The organism is Pseudomonas sp. C2B4, from assembly GCF_013359695.1.
In the GTDB taxonomy this organism is placed as follows: Bacteria; Pseudomonadota; Gammaproteobacteria; order Pseudomonadales; family Pseudomonadaceae; genus Aquipseudomonas.
The window spans coordinates 32964-51397 of sequence record NZ_JABFMU010000008.1 but is presented as its reverse complement, the minus strand read 5'-3'; the positions used below and the strand labels follow the sequence as shown (position 1 = coordinate 51397).

Genomic DNA, 18434 nt, shown 5'->3' with positions numbered 1-18434 from the left:
TTTACCGCCTGGCGATTTACCACCCTCCGCTCGGGACAGCCTGCCGCCTCCGATCGGTCACCCACAGGTGGCAAGCACACACACGCAGCCAATTTGGCCAATTGTCGAACACCCCAGTAGGGCCAAGTGAGCGGGAACGAACCCGCCACTCGCCCAGGAAGCCTGAAAATGAATTCGTCCGTCTCCGCTTTGCCACTGTCCAACCTGAGCCCTGCCAACGAAGCGCTGACCCTGCGCCTACCCAGCTCGTTGCAGCTCAAACAGCAATTACCGCTCAACAACGCGCTGACCCAGCAAGTCGCCGCTCACCGCCAGGCGGTTCGAGCGATCCTCAACGGTGAAGATTCCCGTCTGCTGGTCATCGTCGGTCCCTGTTCAATTCACGATCCGAAATCAGCGCTCGAATACGCCGAAAACCTGGCCCGTCTGGCCGCCGAGGTCAGCGACGAAATGCTGCTGGTGATGCGCGCCTACGTCGAAAAGCCCCGCACCACAGTCGGCTGGAAAGGCCTGGCCTACGACCCGCACCTGGATGGCAGCGACGACATGGCGGGTGGCCTGACCCTTTCCCGTGAGCTGATGCGCGAAATGCTCCTGCTGGGCTTGCCCGTGGCAACCGAACTGCTGCAACCCATGGCCGCCAATTACTTCGACGACCTGCTGAGCTGGGTCGCCATTGGTGCCCGCACCACCGAATCGCAAATCCATCGCGAGATGGCTAGCGGCCTGAGCATGCCCGTCGGCTTCAAGAATGGCACCGACGGTGGTGTCACGGTGGCCAGTGACGCCATGCGGTCGGCGGCCCACCCGCATCGCCATTTCGGTGTCGACAGCCAGGGACACCCCGCAATCATCCAGACCCCGGGCAATGCCGACACCCACCTGGTCCTGCGCGGCGGTCATGGCGGGCCGAACTACGACCGCGCCAGTGTTGCCAAGGTACACAGCGACTTGACCCGCCTGAAGATCCCGGCCCGGATCATGGTCGACTGCAGCCACGCCAATAGCGGCAAGGATCCTCTGCGCCAGCCAGCAGTGTTCAATGACGTGCTTGAGCAGCGTCTGCAGGGCGATCGTTCGCTGATCGGCATGATGATCGAAAGTCATTTGTTCGAGGGTTGCCAGCCATTGAGCCCATCGCTGAAGTATGGCGTCTCGATCACCGATGGTTGCCTGGGCTGGAGCGGGACGGAACAGCTATTGCGTCAGGCGGCACAGCGCCTGGGTGCCCAGCGCGATTAAAAGTGCTCGGAGTTCGCTGAAAAGGTGGCAGAACGCGCCCATCGGGACGTCGAGTTCACCCGCCTTTTCAGCGTCGCCCTATGCCGTTTTCATCGGATTATCGCGTCTTTTTCATACATCGCGCCCACGTCCGAGTGTTTTAGAGTGAGGCGCAAGGCACCTCCCTGACCGCTGAAAAAGGACACACACATGCAAAGGACTGCAGACACTCGTTACCCAATCCTGCTGGTTCATGGGCTTTTCGGGTTCGACCGGATCGGCACCTTCGAACTCTTCCATGACATCAAACAGACCCTCAGGAGCGCCGGCGCGCGCGTATTCGTGCCACACCTGTCAGCCACCCACAGCAACGAAACGCGGGGCGATCAACTGCTGGCGCAAATCGAGCGGGTACTCGATGGCACTGGCGCGAGCAAGGTCAACCTGATCGGTCACAGCCAAGGCGCGTTGGCGGCTCGTTATGCAGCCGCCATTGCGCCGCAGTCGGTCGCCTCCGTGACGTCCGTGAGTGGTCCGAACCATGGTTCGGAGCTGGCTGACTTTCTGCGCAAGGCCCTGACGCCAGGCGCCCTGCCTGAGCAGATTGCCGAGACCGTCGCGACCCTGTTCTCAGACTTTCTTGCATTGATCAGCGGCAACCGCGACATACCGCGCAATGCCATCGCCGCATTGAACGCGCTGACCACCGAGGGTGTCGCTGCATTCAACGACAAGTACCCTCAAGGGCTGCCGAAAACCTGGGGAGGCAAAGGTTGCGAACGGGTCAACGGCGTCCGCTATTATTCCTGGAGTGGAATCCTGCCAGGCGACCTTCTGGGCGATGGCTTCAACCCACTTGACCCGCTGCGCGTTTTTTTGCGCGCCTTTTCCCGGTACTTCATCACCGAAGCCGAGCAAAACGATGGCATGGTCGGACGCTACAGCTCCCATCTGGGCTCCGTCATCCGTTCCGACTACCCCCTCGACCATCTGGGCACTCTGCGCCAGACTGGTATTGCAACCGCGACACCCGTCGATCCGATTGACCTCTACGTGCAGCACGCCGAACGCCTGAAAAAAGCCGGCCTTTGATCGTGACGCTAGTCATTTGCAGGCGCCGGGCTTGCTCGCGATGGAGGGCGACGATAACGCATCTTGTCTGAATGCCCGCGCTGCCCACGCATTTTTCGCGAGCAAGCTTGTTCCTACAGGAGAAATCGCTCACTGAATCCGGTAGGCTCAACACTTTACCGAACATTGAAAGGAGTATTTTTCCATGGCTAGAGCCACTGCCCGCCACATCCTCGTTGCCAGCGAAGCCAAATGCAACGAACTCAAGGCCCAAATCGAGGCTGGCGCAGACTTCGCCGAAATCGCCAAAGCCAACTCCACTTGCCCTTCCAGCCGCCAGGGCGGTGACCTGGGTTCGTTCGGTCCTGGCCAGATGGTCAAGGAATTCGACACCGTGGTCTTCAGCGCACCGATCAACGTCGTGCAAGGCCCGGTCAAGACCCAGTTCGGCTACCACCTGCTGGAAGTGACCAGCCGTCAGGACTGATCGACGCCTGGCTTTCATCCACAACGGCCCGCCATTTGGTGGGCCGCTGTGTTTCAGATACGTAATTCGGCTGGCGAGGGACGCGCCGCTAGCGTACAAATTGTCGTTAACGACCACCCGGCTCTAAGGCTGACAATGCGACTGGCTTTCCCTACTGTGTTATTCACTGCCGTGGCCCTGTTGTTGGGCGCCGCCGGTGTGAACGCTGCGCCGCAACATGCGTTGACCGTATACGGTGAACCGGCCAAATACCCTGCCGGCTTCAGTCACTTCGCCTACACCAATCCCCAGGCCCCCAAGGGGGGGACCCTGCGTCGATCGGCGATCGAAATCGGTCTTTTCGACCATGTCTTGCCTTACATCGACAAGGGCATCGGCGTCACGCAGATCGATGGCCTGCTCTACTCGCCCCTGGCCCAACGTTCCCTGGACGAGCCTTACACCGTGTATGGCCTGGTAGCGCAGCAGATCGAGCGCTCCGAGGATGGCCTGTCCCTGCGCTTCTACCTCAATCCCAAGGCACGCTTTGCCGATGGCAAACCCATCACCGCCGAAGACGTGCGCTACACCTTCGACCTGTTGATGACCCAGGGCAGCCTGCGCTATCGCACTCAGTTCGCCGACGTCAAAGGCGTCGAAGTGGAGTCGCCACTGACCGTGCGCTTTGACTTCAAGAACAACGAAAACCGTACGCTTCCGCTGGACATAGCCACCCTGCCGGTATTCCCCGAACACTGGTGGAAGACCCGCGATTTCGCCGGTGGTGGCGGGTATGAGCCGCCGCTGGGTAGCGGACCTTACCGAGTCGGCAAGATCGATTCCGGACGCAGCATCACCTTTGAGCGTAACGCCGACTGGTGGGGCAAGGATCTGCCGGTCAGCCGCGGCCTCTACAATTTCGATCATTTCAGCATCGAGTACTTTGGCGACACCGACGTGGCCCGCCAGGTGCTGCGTGGCGGCGCCTACGACTACAACCGCGAGTTTTCCGCCACCGGTTACTCCATCGGCTACGAAAGCCCGGCCCTGAGCGACGGGCGCCTGCAAAAGGCCCATTTGGCAACAGAAGCCCCGCAGCCGAGCCAGGGCTTTGTGTTCAACCTGCAAAAGCCGATGTTCCAGGATCGCCGGGTGCGTCAGGCGCTGGTCATGCTCTGGGATTTCGAATGGAGCAACCGGCAGATGATGCGCAATATGTACATCCGCCAGCAGAGCTTCTTTTCCAACACCGAACTCGCCGCCCGCCAACTGCCGGATGCCGGCGAACGGGCGATACTCGAACCGCTACGCGGACAGATCCCGGACGAAGTCTTCACCAAAGTGTTCGAGGCGCCGAAGACCGACGGCAGCGGCGTGATTCGCGACAAACAGTTGCAAGCCCTGAACCTGCTCGAACAGGCTGGCTGGAAGCCGAAGGGCGATCAACTGGTCAACGCCGACGGTGAACCCTTGAGTTTCACTTTCCTGGTCAGCCAGAACGGTATGGACCGGCTGCTGCTGCCGTACAAACGCACCTTGAAACAGATCGGCATCGACCTGAACATTCGCCGCATCGACGCCTCCCAGTACGTCAACCGCCTGATGAGCCGCGACTACGACATGATCGTCACCGGATACCCGGTCACCACTTCTCCCGGAGGCGAACTGTTCAATTATTTCGGCTCCGCCGCGGCCACCGATCCCGGTTCCAACAACTACATGGTCCTGAAGAACCCGGCGGTGGACACCCTGATCAACGGGCTGGTGCGGGCCAACAACAAAGCCGACATGTTGCGCTACGCCCATGCGCTGGATCGGGTGCTGCAATGGAACTACTACTGGATTCCCAACTATTACCCGCCGGGAACGTCCACCGTGTGGTGGAACCGCTTCGGCATCCCCAACGTGCAGGCCAGCAATGACGAAGCCATCGAGAGTTGGTGGGAAGTGAGCACCACGCCGCTGACCAACCAGCAGATGACCGCCGAGCGCATTCGCCGTGGCAGCCCTGGAGGACCGCACTGATGTGGGCTTACATACTGCGGCGCTTGCTGCTGATCATTCCGACGCTGGTGATCATTCTTCTGGTGAACTTCGTCATCGTCCAGGCGGCACCCGGCGGGCCGGTGGAACAGGCCATCGCTCATCTGCAGGGCATTGGCGGCGCCAGCGTCGGCGGTGGGTCCGGCGAGTCCGTGAGCGGCGCTTCCCGGGCCAGTCGCGGCCTCGATCCGCAACTGATCAAGGACATCGAAAAACAGTACGGCTTCGACAAGCCGGCCCATGAGCGACTCTGGCTGATGCTCACCAGTTATGCGCGCCTGGATTTCGGCAAGAGCTTCTTCCGTGGTGCCACCGTCACCGATCTGATCCTGCAGAAAATGCCGGTCACCATTTCCCTCGGTCTCTGGGCGACGCTGATCACCTACCTGGTTTCGATCCCGCTGGGCATTCGCAAGGCGGTGCATCACGGCAGCCATTTTGATATCTGGACCAGCACCGCGATCATCATCGGCTACGCGATGCCGGCGTTTCTTTTCGCGATGTTCCTGATCGTGGTGTTCGCTGGCGGCACTTCGCTGAACTGGTTCCCGGTCCGCGGGTTGGTCTCCGATAATTTCGAGTCACTGTCGACCCTGGGAAAAATCGCCGACTACTTCTGGCACCTGGTGTTGCCCGTGACGTCGCTGGTGATCGGCGGTTTCGCGACCCTGACCATCCTGACGAAAAACTCGTTCCTCAATGAAATTACCCGACAGTACGTGGTCACCGCCCGCGCCAAGGGCCTGAGTGAACGTCGGGTGCTGTATGGTCACGTGTTCCGTAACGCAATGTTGCTGGTGGTGTCAGGGATTCCCCAGGCCTTCATCAGCGTATTTTTTGCGGGTTCCTTGCTGATCGAAGTGATCTTCTCCCTCGATGGCCTGGGCCGGATGAGCTACGAAGCCGCGGTCTCACGAGACTATCCGGTGGTCTTCGGTTCGTTGTTCATCTTCACCCTGTTCGGCCTCCTGATAAAACTGGTGGGCGATCTTTGCTACACCCTGGTTGACCCCCGTATCGACTTCGCCGCGAGGAATGCCTGATGTTCAAGCTTTCGCCGCTGGGTCGTCGTCGTTTTGAACGCTTCAAGAAAAACCGTCGCGGCTGGTGGTCGCTGTGGTTGTTTGTCGGCCTGTTCCTGCTGACCCTGGGTGGCGAACTGATCGCCAACGACAAGCCATTGATCGTCAGCTACCAGGGCCAGTGGTACTTCCCTGCCCTCAAGCGCTACACCGAGCAGGAGTTCGGCGGCCAGCTGCCGTTCCAGGCCGACTACCGCAGCGACTATGTGCAGCAACTGATCAAGAAGGACGGTGGCTGGCTGCTGTTCCCACCGATCCCGTTCAGCGACGACACGCCAAACTACGACCTGAACAAACCGGCCCCGAGCCCGCCTTCGAACGTGAACTGGCTGGGTACCGACGACCAGGCGCGGGACGTGTTGGCCCGGGTGATTTTCGGTGCTCGCGTCTCCATTCTGTTTGCCTTGATGCTGACCCTTGTCAGCGCACTGATCGGCATTGCCGCCGGCGCCCTGCAAGGCTATTACGGCGGCTGGGTCGATTTGCTCGGGCAGCGGTTGCTGGAGGTCTGGTCAGGGCTGCCGGTGCTGTACCTGCTGATCATCCTGTCGGGGTTTGTCGAGCCCAATTTCTGGTGGCTACTGGGAATCATGGCGCTGTTTTCCTGGCTGGCGCTGGTGGACGTGGTGCGCGCCGAATTCCTGCGCGGGCGCAATCTGGAGTACGTCAAGGCTGCCCGGGCACTGGGCCTGACCGATCGCAAAGTCATCGTCCGGCACATTCTGCCCAACGCCATGAACGCGACCTTGAGCTACCTGCCGTTCATTCTGACCGGGGCCATTTCGACGCTCACTGCGCTGGATTTTCTCGGCTTCGGCATGCCGGCCGGTAGCGCATCCCTGGGCGAACTGATCGGCCAGGGCAAACAGAACCTGCAGGCACCGTGGCTGGGGCTGACGGCGTTTTTCGCCCTGGCGCTGATTCTTTCTTTACTGGTGTTCATTGGCGAAGCATTGCGCGACGCCTTTGACCCGCGATCTTGATTCGCGATTTTGAAAGCCGGACGACTGACATGAGTAACCTGATCGAAATCCGTGACCTCAGCGTGGCCTTCAGCGGCCAGACCGTCGTACGCAATCTGTGCCTGGACATCCGCCCCGGCGAGTGCCTTGCGTTGGTCGGCGAGTCGGGCTCCGGCAAGTCGGTGACCGCCCACTCGATCCTGCAACTGTTGCCCGAATGCGGGACAGAAACCACGGGCAGCATCCGCTATCGGGGCCAGGAGATCGTGGGCGCCGATGCCAAGCGTTTGCGTCAATTGCGCGGCAACCGCATCGCCATGATCTTCCAGGAACCGATGACCTCCCTCAATCCGCTGCACAGCATCGAAAAGCAGATCGGCGAGACCCTGCTGGTGCACAAAGGCATGACTGGCAAAGCGGCCCAGGCGCGGATTCTTGAATTGCTGCAGCTGGTGGGCATCCAGAAACCCAAGGAACGGCTCAAGGCCTATCCTCATCAACTGTCCGGCGGCCAGCGCCAACGGGTGATGATCGCCATGGCCCTGGCCTGCGAGCCGGAACTGCTGATCGCCGACGAGCCCACCACCGCACTGGATGTCACCGTGCAGCGCAAGATCCTGCTGCTGCTCAAATCGCTGCAACAGCGGCTCGGCATGTCGCTGTTGCTGATCAGCCACGACCTCAACCTGGTGCGCAGCATCGCCCAGCGCGTGTGCGTGATGAAGGCCGGTGAAATCGTCGAGCAAGCCAGCTGCGAGACCCTTTTTACCGAACCGAAACACCCCTACAGCTGCGTGCTGCTCAATGCCGAGCCGGAAGGCGAAGCACTGCCCCGTGACGAGCGGGAAAACGTGCTCGAAGTCGACGATCTGCGGGTGCAATTTCCGGTCAGTGGGGGATTGTTCCAGCGCAAGACGTATTTGAACGCCGTGGACGGCATCAGTCTCAAGGTTCAGCGCGGCAAGACCCTGGGCATTGTCGGTGAATCCGGTTCGGGCAAGTCCACCCTCGGCCAGGCGATCCTGCGCCTGCTCGACTCCGAAGGCGGCATTCGCTTTCAGGGCCAGGCGCTTGATGGCCTGACGCAAAAGCAATTGCAACCGTGGCGCAAGCAGATGCAGGTGGTGTTCCAGGACCCGTTTGGCAGCCTCAGTCCACGGATGTCGGTGGAGCAGATCATCTGCGAAGGCCTGGAGGTGCACAGCCAGCTGAACGCCGAGCAATGCAACGCCGAGGTGACCCGGGCGCTGCTGGAAGTCGGCCTCGACCCCAAGAGCCGCCATCGCTACCCCCACGAGTTCTCCGGTGGCCAACGCCAACGCATCGCCATTGCCCGGGCATTGGTGCTGAAACCCGCGCTGATTCTGCTGGACGAACCGACCTCGGCGCTGGACCGTACCGTGCAGAAGCAAGTGGTCGCCCTGCTCCGCCAGCTTCAGGAAAAACATGGCCTGACGTATCTGTTTATCAGCCACGACCTGTCAGTGGTCCGCGCCCTGGCCCACGACATGATCGTGATCAAGGACGGCAAGGTGGTGGAAAGCGGCGCGAGCCACGAGGTGTTCGATTCGCCGCAGCATCCATACACCAAGGAGCTGTTGGCGGCGGCGCATTTGGGGCAGGCATAATCCGGCGTCTGCCGCTAAACCGCGTTGCGGCCTTCGCGAGCAGGCTCGCTCCCACAGGGGATTTGTGAACAATGCAGATCAACTGTGGGAGCGAGCCTGCTCGCGAAGAGGCCGGCACCGGCACAATTCAATCAGGATCAGCACTCATGAACACCACCGAAAGCCTCAAGGACTACCAGCGCGTCCGCCTGCTGGCGATCCGCTCGCTGTTCGAGATCATCGAGCAGTCGAGTGAAGGCACGGTGATCGTCGACCGCGACGCCAACATCGTCTGGATGAACGAGCGTTATGCCCGACGGTTTGGCCTGGAGTCGGCCGAGGGTGCCATCGGCAAGGCCTGTGAAAGCGTGATCCCCGGCAGCCTGTTGCGTGAAGTGGTGCGCACCGGCCGGCCGATTCTGCTCGACATGCAGGACACCCCCAAGGAGCCGCTGGTGGTCATGCGCCTGCCGATTCATGACGATGCCGGCGAAGTGATCGGCGCCATCGGCTTCGCCCTGTTTGACGAATTGCGCAGCCTGTCACCGATGCTCAAACGCTACATGAGCATGCAGGAAGAGCTTGCCTCCACGCGCTCGCTGTTGCGGGCACGGCAGACCAAATACAACTTCGCCCACTTCATCGGCACCAGCGCCGCCAGCCTTGAAGTGAAACGCCGCGCCCGACGCAGTGCCAGCACCGACTCTCCGGTATTGCTGCTCGGTGAAACCGGCACCGGCAAGGAATTGCTGGCGCAGGCCATCCACAACGCCTCGCCCCGTGCGCACAAGGCCTTTGTCAGCATCAACAGCGCCGCGATCCCCGAGGCACTGCTGGAAGCCGAATTCTTCGGTACCGCCCCCGGCGCCTTTACCGGTGCCGACCGCAAGGGCCGCGCCGGCAAGTTGCAAATCGCCCAAGGCGGCACGCTGTTCCTCGATGAGATCGGCGACATGCCACTGCCGTTGCAGAGCAAATTGCTGCGAGTGCTGCAGGAAAAGGAATTCGAACCGGTCGGCTCCAACGACGTGATTCAGAGCGATGTACGGGTGATCGCCGCGACCTCTACTGACCTGGAAGCCGCGATCAAGCGCGGTGAGTTTCGCGCCGACCTGTATTACCGCCTCAACGTCCTGCCGATCCACGTGCCACCGCTGCGCGACCGCCTCGATGACCTGCCCGCCCTCAGCGAAGCGATCCTTGAAGAGTTGCGCAGTCAGCACGAGCTGAACAGCGAAGCGTTGGAACTGCTGGGCCAGCACGCCTGGCCGGGAAACATTCGCGAACTGCGCAACGTGCTGGAACGGGCCGCATTGCTCAGTGACGACCTGCGGCTTTCGGTAGCGGATATCCGTGGTGCGATCGGGACCTTTACCCCGGTTCAACGCACCGCGCTGCTGACTGTCGAACCGTTGGCGCATGAGACGTTCAGTGCAGCGCGGGCGCGTTTTGACCGGCAACTGATCGAAACCGCCCTGGCGCAATGCGGGGGCAGGGTGATTGAAGCGGCGGCGCGTCTGGGGTTGGGGCGGTCGACGCTGTACAAGAAGATGGTGGCGTTGGGGATTGTCGAGTCTCTTTAATGAGACATGCATCTCTATTAGTAGATATGGCCTCTTCGCGAGCAAGCCCGCTCCCACAGTGACCGCATTGTTCTGGAATATTCGATGAACCTGTGGGAGCGGGCTTGCCCGCGAAAGGCCAGTCCCGACAACACAAGTCTCCAATCAGAGACAAATCTGAAGCACAACACCCGCCAACGACAAATATATCCATATATTTCAATAACTTAACCATCTGGCACGAAACTCGCTATAGACGTTTCCTACAAAGCTTCACCCTACAAAAATAACAATCCCAGGAGACACACCATGAGTGTGATCATTGCCTTGGCAGCCCTCGCGCTGCTGATGCTCGCCGCTTACCGTGGCTATAGCGTTATCCTTTTTGCTCCAATCGCCGCCCTCGGCGCCGTCCTGCTCACTGACCCTTCCGCCGTTGCGCCCGCCTTCACCGGCGTGTTCATGGAGAAAATGGTCGGCTTCATCAAACTGTACTTCCCGGTGTTCCTGCTTGGCGCTGTATTCGGCAAGCTGATCGAGTTGTCAGGCTTCTCGCGCTCCATCGTCGCCGCGGCCATTCGCTTGCTCGGTACCCGACAGGCGATGCTGGTGATCGTGCTGGTCTGCGCCCTGCTCACTTATGGCGGTGTGTCGCTGTTCGTGGTGGTGTTCGCGGTTTACCCGTTCGCGGCTGAAATGTTCCGCCAGAGCAACATTCCCAAGCGCCTGATCCCGGCAACCATTGCCCTTGGCGCGTTCTCGTTCACCATGGACGCCCTGCCCGGCACCCCGCAGATCCAGAACATCATCCCCAGCACCTTCTTCAACACCACGGCCTGGGCCGCGCCCTGGCTCGGTGTGATCGGCACGATCTTCGTGTTCTGTGCCGGCATGCTGTTTCTCCAGCGTCAGCGCAACAAGGCCCAGCGCTCCGGTGAAGGCTATGGCAACGACCTGCGCAACGAGCCGGAAACCGCCGCCGACATCAAGCTGCCCAACCCGTGGGTCGCTCTGTCGCCGTTGCTGGCCGTGGGCATCATGAACCTGCTGTTCACCCAGTGGATTCCCCAGTGGTATGGCAAGACCCACAGCCTGGCGCTGCCGGGCATGGCCGCGCCGGTCACCACGGAAATCGCCAAGCTCACGGCGATCTGGGCGGTCCAGGCCGCGCTGTTGGTGGGCATCATCATGGTGTTGCTGTTCGGCTACAAGGCCATCAGCCGCAAACTGGCCGAAGGCAGTAAAAGTGCGGTCAGCGGTGCGTTGCTTGCAGCAATGAACACCGCATCCGAATACGGTTTCGGCGCAGTCATCGCGTCTCTACCGGGCTTTTTGGTGCTGGCCGACTGGCTGAAAAGCATTCCCAACCCGCTGGTCAATGAAGCGATTACCGTGACCTTGCTGGCGGGTATCACCGGTTCTGCGTCCGGTGGCATGAGCATTGCGCTGGCGGCCATGGCCAATGACTTCATCGCAGCCGCCCACGCCGCCAACATTCCGCTGGAAGTGCTGCACCGCGTCGCCTCGATGGCCAGTGGCGGCATGGACACCCTGCCGCACAACGGCGCGGTGATTACCCTGCTGGCAGTCACCGGCCTGACCCACCGCGAGGCTTACAAAGACATTTTCTGTATTACGCTGATCAAGACCCTGGCGGTTTTTGTTGTGATCGGTACTTTCTACGCCACTGGCATTGTGTGAGGTATTCATGACGACTCTTTCAGGCAAGACCGCACTGGTCACCGGCTCCACCAGCGGCATCGGCCTGGGCATCGCGCTCAGCCTGGCCAAGGCCGGCGCCAACCTGATCCTCAACGGTTTCGGCGATGCGTCCAAAGTGATCGCCGAAGTTGAACAGTTTGGCGGCAAGGTCGGCCATCACTCCGCCGACGTCAGCGACCCGGCGCAGATCGCCGACATGATCGCCTACGCCGAGCGCGAGTTCGGCGGTGTCGACATTCTGGTCAACAATGCCGGCATCCAGCATGTGGCACCGGTGGACGAGTTCCCGGTGGAGCGCTGGGATTCGATCATCGCCATCAACCTGTCGTCGGTGTTCCACAGCACCCGGCTGAGCCTGCCGGGCATGCGCGCCAAGGGTTGGGGCCGGGTGATCAACATCGCTTCGGTGCATGGCCTGGTGGGTTCGACGGGCAAGGCCGCTTATGTGGCGGCCAAGCACGGTGTGATCGGGCTGACCAAAGTCGTCGCCCTGGAAACCGCCACCAGCAACGTCACCTGCAACGCGATTTGCCCGGGCTGGGTGCTGACGCCACTGGTGCAGAAGCAGATTGATGATCGTGCGGCGACCGGTATCGATCCGCAGCAGGCGCAGCATGATCTGCTGGCCGAGAAACAGCCGTCGCTGGAATTTGTGACGCCGCCGCAGTTGGGCGAGTTGGTGTTGTTTTTGTGCAGCGAAGCCGGCGCCCAGGTACGGGGGGCGGCGTGGAATATTGATGGTGGGTGGTTGGCGCAGTGATCTGACGCCAACCCGCGTTTTCGTTCTTCGCGAGCAGGCTCGCTCCCACAGGAGGACTGCATTTCAATGTGGGAGCGAGCCTGCTCGCGAATGAATCCGAACATAGAAGAAGAGGCAAATCATGTCCGACATTCTCTGGCAACCCTCCGCCGAGCGCATCGCCAAGACTCGCATGGAGGCCTTTCGGCGTGCGATCAATCAGCGGCACCACCTGCACATCGACGACTACCCGGCCCTGCACCAATGGTCCATCGATCACCGCCAGGACTTCTGGCAGGCGATCGTCGACTTCTTCGATATCCGTTTCCATCAGCAACCCGATGCGGTACTGCTGGAAGGCCCGCAAATGCCCAGCGCCCAGTGGTTTCCCGGCGCGACCCTGAACTTTGCCGAACACCTGCTGCGCCGCCGCGACGATGCCATTGCGGTGGTGGCCGTGGCGGAAAACGGCCAGCGCGAACACCTGACCTGGGCTGAACTGGCGGAACATGTCGCCGGTTTTCAGGGTGGACTCATCGCGGCCGGTGTCGGCATCGGTGACCGGGTCGCGGCCTGCATGCCGAACACCTGGCAAACCCTGGTGGCCATGCTCGCCACCACCAGCCTCGGGGCGATCTGGTCCTGCTCTTCGCCGGACTTCGGCACCCAAGGGGTGATCGACCGCTTCGGCCAGATCGAACCCAAAGTGCTGGTCACCTGCGCCGGCTACCGCTACGCCGGCAAAGAAATCGATCAGACCGTCAAGGTCAACGAAATCCTTGAACGCCTGCCGTCGCTGCAACAGTTGGTCGTTGTGCCTTACGCGCGCCCCGAAGCGCACATCGTGGATTTCCGCACCCCGGCCAACGTCACGCTGTGGGACGATTTCTACTTTCCCGGCGGCGAGCCGGATTTCGTGGCCGTGCCGTTCGACCATCCGCTGTACATCCTCTATTCCAGCGGCACCACCGGCGTGCCCAAATGCATCATCCACAGCACCGGCGGCGTGCTGCTGCAACACGTCAAGGAACACGGCCTGCATTGCGATCTCGGCCCCGGCGAACGTTTGTTCTACTACACCACCTGCGGCTGGATGATGTGGAACTGGCTGGTCTCGGCGCTGGCGGTGGGCAGCGCCGTGGTGCTGTACGACGGCTCGCCGTTCCAGCCCGATCCGCAGCGCTTGATCGACCTGATCGACGATGAGCAGATCAGCGTCTTCGGCACCAGTCCCAAGTTCCTGGCAACGCTGGAAAGCAGCGGCGTGAAACCCAAGCAAAGCCATGACCTGAACAGCCTGAAAACCCTGCTCTGCACCGGTTCTGCGTTGTCGCCGCAAAGCTACGACTACGTCTACCGCGATCTCAAGGCTGACCTTTGCCTGGCGTCGATGTCGGGCGGTACCGATATCGTTTCCTGCTTCGTCAATGGCAATCCGCTGCAAGCGGTTCGCCGCGCAGAGATGCAAGGCAAGAGCCTGGGCATGGCCGTCGAGGTGTGGAACGACGAGGGTCAACCGGTCATTGGCGAAAAAGGTGAACTGGTGTGCACCCGGCACTTCCCGGCGATGCCCATCGGCCTGTGGCACGACCCTGACGGCGAAAAGCTGCGGGCCTCGTATTTCAGCCAGTTTCCCGGTGTCTGGGCCCAGGGCGATTACGCGGAAGAACTGCCCCATGGTGGGATGATGATCCATGGGCGTTCCGATGCGGTGCTCAATCCCGGCGGTGTGCGCATTGGCACGGCGGAGATCTACCGTCAGGTGGAAAAAATCCCGCAAGTGCTCGACAGCGTAGCCATCGGCCAGCAATGGCAGGACGACGTGCGGGTGGTGCTGTTCGTGCGTTTGCGTGACGGTGTGGCGCTGGATGACGCGTTGCAGCAACAGATCCGCCAGGTGATTCGAGAAAACACCACACCGCGCCACGTGCCGGCGAAGATTGTCGCCGTGACCGATATTCCGCGAACCATCAGCGGCAAGATCGTCGAACTGGCGGTGCGCAATGTGGTGCATGGGCAGAAGGTCAAGAACACCGATGCGCTGGCCAATCCCGAAGCACTGGAGCAATTCCGCGACCGCCCTGAACTCCAGGATTGAATTCGCAGGTCCCCTGTGGGAGCGAGCCTGCTCGCGAAAGCGGTGTACCAGCCGTAATCAATGTGACTGACACAACGGCTTCGCGAGCAGGCTCGCTCCCACAGGGGGATGTGTCAGTCCATCAGGCCCCAATCACCCGGTGAGACTTCGGTGTGAAGTTTCAGCCGCAGCCGCAAATTGTTCACCGAGTCCGCATGCTTCAACGCCTCGTCTTCATCAATCGCCCCTTCTACCACCAACTCGAACAGCGCCCCGTCAAACGTCTGCATGCCCAGCGCCGCTGACTTTTCCATCACGCCCTTGAGCTCGGCCAATTCATTGCGCCGGATCAGATCGGCAATGGTCGGCGTGCCCAGCATTACCTCTACCGCCACCCGGCGCTGCCCGTTGCGGGTGCGAACAAGACGCTGGGAAACAAACGCCTTGAGGTTGTTGCCCAGATCCTGGAGCAACTGCCCTCGACGCTCTTCGGGGAAGAAATTGATGATGCGGTCCAACGCCTGGTTGGCGTTGTGCGCATGCAGCGTGGAGATCACCAGGTGCCCGGTATCGGCGAATGCCAGGGCATGTTCCATGGTCGCGGATCTCGCCGATCAGCACCACATCCGGAGCCTGGCGCAGGGTGTTTTTCAAGGCTGAATGGAAACTGCGGGTATCGACGCCGACCTCGCGCTGATTGATGATCGATTTTTTGTGCCGGTGGACGTACTCGATCGGGTCTTCGATGGTGACGATATGACCGTGGCTGTGGCGATTGCGGTAGTCGACCAACGCCGCGAGCGAGGTCGACTTGCCTGAATCGGTAGCGCCAACGAACAGCATCAACCCTTGTTTGAGCATGACGGTTTCCAGCAGCACCGCGGGCAATCTGAGGTCCTCGAAGCGCGGAATGTCGAGCTTGACGTTGCGCACCACCATCGACACATCGTTTCGCTGCTTGAAGATATTCACCCGAAAACGGCCGATCCCCGCCAGGGAGATCGCCAGGTTCATCTCCAGTTCGCGATCGAACTCCAGGCGCTGTTCGGCGTCCATGATGGACGCGGCAATCGCCGCAATGTCCCCCGACTTGAATGATTGGTCAGCCAGGGGTGTGAGGACACCGTCGAACCGTGCGCAGGGTGGCGCTCCAGTGGACAGATAAAGATCAGAGCCATCCTGGCTGGCCAGGCGTTTTAATAACGCATCGATTTCCATGGCAAAAAGCCTCTGCGAAGCATTCAATTGGCAGAAAATGACCCGTGCGGGTCGGGACAGTGACCGCCCGGCAAGCATAGTAGACACCGCCCTACCGACTCATGTGCAGGACACCTTGATGAACGCATCACCAACCGGCAGCGATGCCCAGGCTTTGATTGCCCGACTGGACTGGGCGAACAGTCCGCTGGGAGATGCCAGTACCTGGCCGCAGAGCCTGCGGACCGCGGTGGACATCGTGATTCATTCGCCGATGCCGATGCTGTTGCTCTGGGGACCGCACCTGACGCAAATCTATAACGACGGCTTCGCCTTGCTGGCTGGCAGCAAGCACCCGCACGCTTTCGGACAGCCGACACACCAGGTCTGGCCAGAACTTAAAGACTTTACCGACCCGATTTACAGCGCCGTCCTACAAGGTCAGGTGCGGACCTACAGCGAGCAGCGATTCACCCTGCAACGCGATGGCAAGGATTCCGACTTCTGGCTCGACCTGACCTACAGCCCTATCCGCGACGAAAATGCCGAGGTCGCCGGCATCCTGGTAACCGCCATCGAAACCAACGAGCGTCGGCGCATCGCCCTTGAACTGGAGCAGCGTTCGGCCGCCAGCCTCAAGGCGCAACAGGACACCGAGGAACGCCTGCAACTGGCCCTCGCCGCCACCGATGCGGTGGGCACCTGGGATTGGGATATCAGTGAGGATCGGTTCATCGCCGATGCGCATTTCGCCCAGTTGCATGGCATCGACCCGGCGATGGCCAGCCAATTGCCCATCAGCGAATACCTGCACGGCGTCCACCCGGAAGACCGCGCCTTGATTGCCCGCAGCATCAAGCACTGCATCACCCAGGGCAGCGAATACGCCGAAGAATATCGATTGTTGCAGCCCGACGGTCAGTTGCGCTGGGTGTTTGCCCGAGGACGTTGCTACAAGGACCATCACGGCCGGCCGATTCGTTTCCTCGGCGCGGCCCTGGACCTGACCGAACGCAAGAATACCGAGCAGGCCTTGCGTCAGAGCCAGACCGAACTGCAACTGATCATCAACGCCATGCCGATCCTGATCAGTTACGTCGACCGCGAAGAACGCTTTCGCCTGAACAACGCGGCGTACCTGGACTGGTACGGCCTGACGCCCCAGGAGCTCTACGGCAAGACCGTTCGCGAGATACTGGGTGACGAGGCATACGCCTTGCGCGCCGAGTACATCGCCGAAGCGCTGTCCGGCAAGCCCTGCTGCTTCAGCATCAGCACCCCGCACCGCGACGGCAGCATCCGCCAGGCCCTGATGAACTACCTGCCGCGCCACGGGGCGGACGGCGCGGTGAATGGCTTCTACATCTTCGTGATCGACGAAACCGAGCGCAAACAGACCGAAGAGGCGCTGCGCAACCTCAACGAAACCCTTGAAGAGCGGGTCGCCGCCCGCACACAGCAACTGGCCGAAGCCAATCAGCGCCTGCAAAACGAGATGTTCGAGCGCGAACGCGCCGAAGACGCCTTGCGGCATGCGCAGAAAATGGAAGCGGTCGGCCAGCTCACCGGCGGCATCGCCCATGACTTCAACAACATGCTCACCGGGATCATTGGCAGCCTTGACCTGATGCAACGCTACATCGCTGACGGCCGCACGGGGGAAATCGCCCGGTTCACCGAGGCCGCCGTGTCCTCGGCCAACCGCGCCGCCGCCCTGACCCATCGTCTGCTGGCGTTCTCCCGGCGCCAATCACTGGACCGCAAGCCGCTCAACGCCAACGATCTGATCCATTCACTGGAAGACCTGTTCAGCCGCACCAAGGGCGACCACATCAAGCTCAAGTTGCAATTGGCCAAAGACATCTGGTCGGTCAGCACCGACGTCAGTCAACTGGAAAACGCCCTGCTCAACCTGGTGATCAACGCCCGCGATGCGATGCCCGATGGCGGTGAATTACGCATCGAAACCGCCAACGTGTACCTCGACGGCAGCGACGTCAATATTCTGGAACCGGTCAAGGCCGGGGATTACCTGATGATTGCGGTCAGCGACAACGGCACCGGCATGACGCCGAAGGTGTTGGCCAAGGCGTTCGACCCGTTTTTCACCACCAAACCCATCGGCCAGGGCACGGGGTTGGGATTGTCGATGATTTATGGTTTCGCCCAGCAGTCGGGCGGCCATGTCAGCCTGTTCAGCATGCCGGGCCAAGGCACCAGCGTGCGACTGTACCTGCCGCGCTTGCACGCCCTGGAAGAGGAAAATGTGCTGTCGCCGGTCATCACCGAAGCGCCTCCTGCGATTGCCGGGGAAACCGTGGTGTTGGTAGAAGACGATCCGGCGGTGCGGATGCTGGTTCTCAACCTGCTCAAGGAGCTGGGTTATCAGGCCCACGAAGCAGAAGACGCGAAAACCGCCCTGCCCTTGCTCGAGTCCGATTTGCGGGTCGATCTGCTGGTCACCGATGTCGGACTGCCGGGGATGAATGGCCGGCAGTTGGCGGAAATCGCCCGCCAGCATCGTCCGCAATTGAAAGTGCTGTTCATGACCGGCTATGCGCAGATGGCCGCCGAACGCCAGGGTTTCCTCGAAGAAGGCATGGACATGGTGGCCAAACCGTTTTCCATTGATCTGTTGGCCAACAAGATTCGCACGATGATCGGCCAACCGGAGTGAGTTAGGGC

12 protein-coding genes and 1 pseudogene are annotated in these 18434 nt (G+C 61.0%); 12 read left to right on the top strand and 1 reads right to left on the bottom strand.

All coding sequences use genetic code 11. From position 1 onward, the window contains the following. The first annotated feature begins 168 nt into the window (after positions 1-168). The 11 genes from HNQ83_RS08550 (at position 169) to HNQ83_RS08500 (ending at position 14573) form a co-directional block, all read left to right on the top strand. On the top strand, positions 169-1242 hold the full coding sequence (locus tag HNQ83_RS08550; protein WP_175388555.1) for a 3-deoxy-7-phosphoheptulonate synthase: 1074 nt from the start codon (positions 169-171) through the stop codon (positions 1240-1242). A gap of 189 nt (positions 1243-1431) precedes the next feature. Next, positions 1432-2313, top strand: coding sequence for a triacylglycerol lipase (locus HNQ83_RS08545; protein ID WP_175388554.1), 882 nt, complete (start codon positions 1432-1434; stop codon positions 2311-2313). Between the two features lie 184 nt (positions 2314-2497). Next, positions 2498-2779 carry a peptidylprolyl isomerase gene (locus HNQ83_RS08540; protein WP_175388553.1) on the top strand — a complete coding sequence of 94 codons (282 nt, stop codon included), beginning with the start codon at positions 2498-2500 and terminating at the stop codon, positions 2777-2779. 135 nt (positions 2780-2914) lie between these two features. Further along, the gene (locus HNQ83_RS08535; RefSeq protein ID WP_175388552.1) at positions 2915-4783 is read left to right on the top strand and encodes an extracellular solute-binding protein; all 1869 of its coding nucleotides are present in this window, start codon (positions 2915-2917) and stop codon (positions 4781-4783) included. Beyond that, entirely contained in the window at positions 4783-5844 is a 1062-nt protein-coding gene (locus HNQ83_RS08530; protein ID WP_175388551.1) for a microcin C ABC transporter permease YejB, read from the top strand. The genes HNQ83_RS08535 and HNQ83_RS08530 overlap by 1 nt, the downstream gene beginning before the upstream one ends. After that, positions 5844-6866 (top strand): ABC transporter permease, encoded by a 1023-nt coding sequence (locus HNQ83_RS08525; RefSeq protein WP_175388550.1) that lies wholly within the window; start codon positions 5844-5846, stop codon positions 6864-6866. Before HNQ83_RS08530 ends, HNQ83_RS08525 begins: the two co-directional genes overlap by 1 nt. Positions 6867-6895: 29 nt before the next feature. Next, positions 6896-8473: an ABC transporter ATP-binding protein gene (locus HNQ83_RS08520; protein WP_175388549.1), complete on the top strand. Its 1578-nt coding sequence runs from the start codon at positions 6896-6898 to the stop codon at positions 8471-8473. A 146-nt stretch (positions 8474-8619) separates the two neighbouring features. Then, entirely contained in the window at positions 8620-10035 is a 1416-nt protein-coding gene (locus HNQ83_RS08515; RefSeq protein WP_175388548.1) for a sigma-54-dependent Fis family transcriptional regulator, read from the top strand. A 288-nt stretch (positions 10036-10323) separates the two neighbouring features. Beyond that, positions 10324-11715, top strand: a complete 1392-nt coding sequence (locus tag HNQ83_RS08510; protein WP_175388547.1) for a GntP family permease — start codon at positions 10324-10326, stop codon at positions 11713-11715. Positions 11716-11722: 7 nt separating this feature from the next. Further along, the gene (locus HNQ83_RS08505) at positions 11723-12496 is read left to right on the top strand and encodes a 3-hydroxybutyrate dehydrogenase (protein WP_175388546.1); all 774 of its coding nucleotides are present in this window, start codon (positions 11723-11725) and stop codon (positions 12494-12496) included. 121 nt (positions 12497-12617) lie between these two features. Continuing rightward, the gene (locus tag HNQ83_RS08500; protein WP_175388545.1) at positions 12618-14573 is read left to right on the top strand and encodes an acetoacetate--CoA ligase; all 1956 of its coding nucleotides are present in this window, start codon (positions 12618-12620) and stop codon (positions 14571-14573) included. 113 nt (positions 14574-14686) lie between these two features. Here HNQ83_RS08500 and HNQ83_RS08495 read toward each other — a convergent pair. Continuing rightward, positions 14687-15770: pseudogene (locus HNQ83_RS08495) on the bottom strand (PilT/PilU family type 4a pilus ATPase). Between the two features lie 118 nt (positions 15771-15888). Between HNQ83_RS08495 and HNQ83_RS08490 the strand changes: the two are divergent. Further along, positions 15889-18426, top strand: coding sequence for a PAS domain-containing protein (locus HNQ83_RS08490; protein ID WP_175388544.1), 2538 nt, complete (start codon positions 15889-15891; stop codon positions 18424-18426). Positions 18427-18434 lie beyond the last annotated feature (8 nt).